Here is a 4,695-nt window from a genome sequence, read left to right on the forward strand (position 1 = left end):
CGTCTTTTGTGTATAAGAGACAGTATGAGTCCCATTCACCAGATGACCGCGAATTGTCCCCGTACCGGCCCCATTGCCCGCCTGGGCGGGGACTGCGGACGCCAGCAGGCAGAGTAGCGCGAGGAATGCTAGTAGAGAAAGCGCAACAGGCGAGGAAAGGCGACCTGGGCCAGAGCTACCAGCGCTAGATACCATTGCTTCTTCCCGCATCTTCCTCCCTCAACAGACGCAAGCGCTCTTCAATCAAGGCATCCAGTTCCTTTTCACGTGTATGGCGCTCCTTGATAGCGAGCAACGCACGTCGTAGATAACGCTCTCGCAAGGAACGATAGTCAGTTTCCGTAAGATTGCCAAGCTGATACTCTAGCTCGACCTCATGGAGAGCGGCCCGTGCCGCCGACTCCTCCTCAGAAAGCTCCCGAGTGGGCGACGCAGTCAAAGCCGGGTTCCAGCCTCCTTCGGTAGCGACGCCAGCCTGCTGCTCGGCTGAGCGTACCAGCGGGTAAAGCACCAGCGCCAGAGCCAACAGGCCTAACGGGATGGCCAACAAGAAAGCCAGCGGAGAAACGGGCAAGATCATCGCGACCCCCTCGGTCTAGAGAGCGGCTCAAACAACGGGTCATCGGCGGCCAGCTCAGCTTCCAACTCTGCGCGGTAGCGCTCCAGCTCCTCATCAGGCACTAAGTCAACGGGGGCCGGGCCGATCTCGGTCCTAGCTGGATCAGGCTGAGCCGGGCGACGCTGGCGCCACTCGTGTAAGACAAAGCCGATAAGCATGGCTCCCCCTAAGAGGGTGAGCGGTGGAATCAACCAGACAAGTAAGCTGAAGCCCTGGCGGGGAGGGTTCCAGAGAATCGTCTCCCCATAGCGATCCACGAAGTACTGAATCACCTGCTGCTCTGAGCGGCCCTCCTGCAGCTGCTGACGTATAACAGCGCGCATCTGCTGAGCCAGCTCTGAGGGTGAATCCTGGACTGACTCGCCCTGGCAAACGGGGCAGCGTAGCTGAGAGGCCACCTCAGCTACTCGCTGATCCAGTGTGGCGGCTCTGGGATGAGAGAGATAGACAAGCCACCAGACCAGAGCAATAACTGCAACGAGCAGCAGAGCCGCTGCGGAAGCAAGCACTTGCCGCGGTAGCCGTTTCATTGACTCGCCTCCTTCTCTCGCTCACTCGCTGGATCTGACGAGTCTGGCAAGAGCGGCGTCGCAACTCGCTCAGGCTGGACAGAAGCCACAGCCTGTCTTTCCTTGTCGCTGCTAGCCTCGAGAGCGGGCCTGGTTGGAGCCATCTGGGTGAACGACCTGCCTGGCAATTCAACCCCCTTGCCCTTGACCGTGGCAAGCGGAGGAGCCAAGCGGCTGAAACGGGAGCGAGCAGGCGATTCAGGCCACCAGCAAACTACACCGCCCAGGATCATGACCAATCCGCCTAGCCAAACCAGAACCGTCAGCGGATTCACATAGATATGCACAGTCGCTTGGGCAGCCCCCTGCCAGTCTTCCAGAAAGACATAGAGATCTGTCAGCCCATAGGTCGTAATCGAAATCATACTAGCCGGCTGATCGCTGAAGTTATGGTAGATCTGGCGACCGGGATAGATATAGCGTAAAAGCTGGCCATGCTGCCAGATCTGAAACTGGGCCATCACTACATCCTTCTCAGGATAGAAGTTCTCAATGTTGCCCAGGTAGAGCAGTTGATAGCCGGCGATGCTCACCTGCTGGCCGGGCTTGAGCGTAGCGTCACGCTGCTGCTGGAAAAAGTGCGAGCCAACCACGCCGATGGCCAGGATCAACAGGCCAAGATGAACCAGGTAACCACCGTAACGGCGACGATAGCGTGCAAACAGCATCAACAAGGCACGCAGATATGGCTCGCCATGACGGTGGCGCACTCGCACCCCGCGCCAAAGCTCATACAGAATGGCGCAGCCAGTGAAACTGCAGACCGAAAAAGCCACATTAGCCCACAACGACGGAACTCCAAGCAAAGGCAGCACAGCAGCGCAGAGGGCTGCCAGCAGCGCCGGAGGCCCCACATTACGACGCAGCGCCTGCAAGGAAGTACGGCGCCAGGCCAGCAAGGGACCGATACCCATAGCCAGTAGAAGCAGCAAGAAGAGCGGGCCAGTCACCTGATTATAGAAGGGTGCCCCGACACTCATCTCCTCATGGCGCACAGCCGCCGAAATCAGAGGGAAGAGGGTTCCCCAAAGCGTCGCAAAGGCAATGCCGACCAGCAGCAAATTATTCACCAGAAAGATTCCCTCGCGGGAGACCACCGAATCAAACTCCTGCTCGGCGCGCAGGCGGGGCAAACGGAAGAGAAAGAGACTAAGGCTGAAGACAATGACCAGAGCTAGAAAAGCCAGGAAATAGGAGCCAATCGCTGAATAGGCGAAGGAATGGACCGAGCTAATAATCCCACTGCGTACCTCAAAGGTGCCGAAGATCGACAGAGCGAAAGAAGCGATGACCAGTGCCAGGTTCCAGACCTTCAGCATGCCGCGGCGCTCCTGCACCATTGTCGAATGCAAGAAAGCCGTCGCTGTCAGCCAGGGCAAGAGGGCCGCATTCTCCACCGGGTCCCAACCCCAATAGCCGCCCCAACCGAGGACATGGTAAGCCCACCAAGCTCCCATCAAAAGCCCGGCGCTCTGAATGGTCCAGGCTGCCAACATCCAGCGTCGCAGCGCCCGCAGCCACTCGCTATCGAGCCGTCCTGTGATCATCGCTGCCACAGCGAAGGCGAACGGCAGCGAAAAGCTCATATAGCCCATCAGCAGCAGTGGCGGATGCAGCAACATGCCCGGATCCATCAACAGGGGGTTCAAGCCCACGCCATCGGCGGGTGGATGGGCGAGGCGTACAAAGGGGCTAGAGACGGTTGCCAGCATCAACAAGAAAAAGGTCTCGATGACCATCAACGTGGCCAGGACATAAGGAACCAGCGCTCTGGGTGCACGGCGGGAAGTCAGTACGAAGAGGGCTGAGAACAGAGCCAGAGTCAAAGCCCAGTAGAGCAGCGAACCCTCCTGACCGCCGTAGAAAGCCGCCGTCACATAATACCAGGGCATACTAAGGCTGGAATGCTGCGCCACATAGCTCACGCCAAAATCGTGCAGCAGAAAAGAAGCCGCCAGAGCCGCTGAGGCCAGGACCAAGAAAGCGGCAACAGCCAATGTCGCCCGTCGGGCACTTACTACCAAGGCCTCATTCCGCCGCCAGGTCCCGAGCACCGCCGCCACCGCTGTATAGATCGCAAAAAGCAGCGCCAACAGAATAGCGCTCGCGCCCACATCAGAAACGTACACAGCTCTCTTCTCCCTCGAAAGCACTCCCACAGTAGGGCAGCCGCTCCTCAAGCAAGCTGCGACTGTAGCAGGCAGAGAAGGCTGAGATCAGTCAAAGACGAAAGCCAGGTAGAACCGCTGCCTGGTCCCGACTAACTACTGCTGGGTGTTGGTGTGGCCGCTTGGAACTTCGACGGGCACTTCGCCAGCAACGTCTGAGCCTCAAAAGCGCCCTGCCCATGATAGTAGCCCTCAACTACTACCTGGATGCCTGGACGGAAAATATCAGGAACCACACCGCTATAGACGACCGGCAGCGACTGCCGATTATCCGTAATCACAAAGCTCAGCCGCTGATCATGGCGTTCGATCGAGCCGGGTTGCACCACACCCATCACCCGGACCGCCTGACTACTGCAGGCTGTACAGTGCTTTAACTCGGCAATCGTCATATAATAGACAGCGCTAGAACGCGTATTCGCCACAATCAAGTAGATGACAGCAGCGGTGATTGCCAGACCAGCGACCAGCAGGCCAGCCGGTAAGCGCCGACGCTTACGTGCTGGAGCCTGGACGCTATCTTTCTCAGTCTGAGTAGAAACCACAGCCGACTGCACGAAGAGAACCTCCACACAGCTGGAAAGTGAGCCTGGCCAGAGGCAGACTCACACTTCTCGCATTCATAAATGCTTGTATTTATACATTGATCAGCTTTACCTGCTCCCCAGTTGACATATTCAGCCACCTCACCTCTGGCGAGCGGAGCACAGCAACATGATTGCCGTCAACAGAGGAGATAGCTAACCAATCCGCTGATGTAGCAACTCTACAAGCGGGCTAATGGCTTGTCAGGCTGGTCTCGAACAGCATATTGAGCAGAGCGCCGAGGGCAAAGACCACCACGCCCAGGGCCAACATCAAACGAGGAGCAACCTGAGCAAAGCGCGATGAGCGACGGGCCAGGCGACGAATTGGACTTTGCCCAAGATAAAAAGCCAGGGCGAACAGGCACAAGGCCAGGCTAATTTTCAAGCCCAGGGTCAGCAAATAAGGCAGACCAAGGCGCGTTTCCGTCAGGCGGTCCACCGTTAAAAAGGCGCCACTCACCAACAGCAAACCGACACAGCCATTAACCAGGCGCCTGAAGCGCGCTGCAATTTTCGCTGCCAACTCAGGTGCAGGGGCCAGGTGCAGAGCCGGCTGCACGACTACTAAATACATGACACTGCCGCCAATCCAGGCAGCAGCGGCCAGGATATGAGCCAGCCGCATAATCAGCAGCAGCCCCTGGGGCAGCAGCGCCGGCAGCCAAGCCATAGCCAGCCCCTTTCATCCATGTAGATCAACGTCCCGTTTCCTCCCTCCCCCGCCTGGATAGGGATAGAGCGCTCTACCTGTC

General features: G+C 58.1%; 5 protein-coding genes. All 5 read right to left on the reverse strand.

The window, feature by feature from the left end:
• Nucleotides 1-184: 184 nt before the first annotated feature.
• Nucleotides 185-580, reverse strand: a complete 396-nt coding sequence (locus IRZ24_RS16950; RefSeq protein ID WP_297166740.1) for a hypothetical protein — start codon at nucleotides 578-580, stop codon at nucleotides 185-187.
• Nucleotides 577-1,149: a cytochrome c-type biogenesis protein gene (locus tag IRZ24_RS16955; protein ID WP_297166743.1), complete on the reverse strand. Its 573-nt coding sequence runs from the start codon at nucleotides 1,147-1,149 to the stop codon at nucleotides 577-579. Before IRZ24_RS16955 ends, IRZ24_RS16950 begins: the two co-directional genes overlap by 4 nt.
• Complete coding sequence (locus IRZ24_RS16960; protein WP_297166746.1) at nucleotides 1,146-3,317, reverse strand: heme lyase CcmF/NrfE family subunit; 2,172 nt, start codon at nucleotides 3,315-3,317, stop codon at nucleotides 1,146-1,148. The genes IRZ24_RS16955 and IRZ24_RS16960 overlap by 4 nt, the downstream gene beginning before the upstream one ends.
• Before the next feature lie 131 nt (nucleotides 3,318-3,448).
• Nucleotides 3,449-3,913 (reverse strand): cytochrome c maturation protein CcmE, encoded by a 465-nt coding sequence (locus IRZ24_RS16965; RefSeq protein WP_297166748.1) that lies wholly within the window; start codon nucleotides 3,911-3,913, stop codon nucleotides 3,449-3,451.
• Between the two features lie 220 nt (nucleotides 3,914-4,133).
• Nucleotides 4,134-4,613: a CopD family protein gene (locus IRZ24_RS16970; RefSeq protein ID WP_297166749.1), complete on the reverse strand. Its 480-nt coding sequence runs from the start codon at nucleotides 4,611-4,613 to the stop codon at nucleotides 4,134-4,136.
• Nucleotides 4,614-4,695 lie beyond the last annotated feature (82 nt).

The organism is Thermogemmatispora sp. (assembly GCF_019683755.1).
Lineage (GTDB): Bacteria > Chloroflexota > Ktedonobacteria > Ktedonobacterales > Ktedonobacteraceae > Thermogemmatispora.

Coding starts and splice junctions, on each gene's coding strand:
- IRZ24_RS16950 (WP_297166740.1), bottom strand. CDS start 580: ATGATCTTGCCCGTTTCTCCGCTGGCTTTCTTGTTGGCCATCCCGTTA.
- IRZ24_RS16970 (WP_297166749.1), bottom strand. CDS start 4,613: ATGGCTTGGCTGCCGGCGCTGCTGCCCCAGGGGCTGCTGCTGATTATG.
- IRZ24_RS16955 (WP_297166743.1), bottom strand. CDS start 1,149: ATGAAACGGCTACCGCGGCAAGTGCTTGCTTCCGCAGCGGCTCTGCTG.